The following is a 448-nucleotide window of genomic DNA, read 5'->3' as shown; positions in this document are numbered from 1 at the left end:
AATCCTCAGCCAGCATCAGGGCCCGATTCACGCGATCTTCGTGCCGATCGGCGGTGGAGGACTCGCCGCGGGCGTCGCCGCGTATGTGAAATCGGTGCGCCCGGAGATCAAGGTGATCGGCGTGCAGACTGATGACTCGTGCGCGATGGCCGCGTCGCTGAAAGCGGGTGAACGGGTCACGCTGAACGAAGTGGGCCTGTTCTCCGACGGCACCGCGGTCAAGCTGGTCGGCGAAGAAACCTTCCGCCTGTGTCGCGAATATCTCGACGACGTGCTGCTCGTGAACACCGATGCGCTGTGCGCCGCAATCAAGGATGTGTTCCAGGACACCCGCAGCGTGCTGGAGCCGGCCGGCGCGCTGGCCGTGGCAGGCGCCAAACAGTATGCCGAGCGCGAAGGCATCGAGGACCAGACGCTGATTGCGATCACGTCCGGCGCAAACATGAAC

Annotated in this window: 1 protein-coding gene; it reads left to right on the top strand. The window is 64.3% G+C overall.

The features are described 5' to 3' along the window. On the top strand, positions 1-448 hold a 448-nt coding region (locus tag PQQ96_RS42230), incomplete at both ends, for a pyridoxal-phosphate dependent enzyme (RefSeq protein ID WP_408303377.1).

Origin of the sequence: Paraburkholderia sediminicola (assembly GCF_046027825.1) — a bacterium.
In the GTDB taxonomy this organism is placed as follows: domain Bacteria; phylum Pseudomonadota; class Gammaproteobacteria; order Burkholderiales; family Burkholderiaceae; genus Paraburkholderia; species Paraburkholderia sediminicola_D.
Note: the sequence above shows the minus strand (reverse complement) of the source record. Positions and strands in the feature narration are given on the sequence as shown.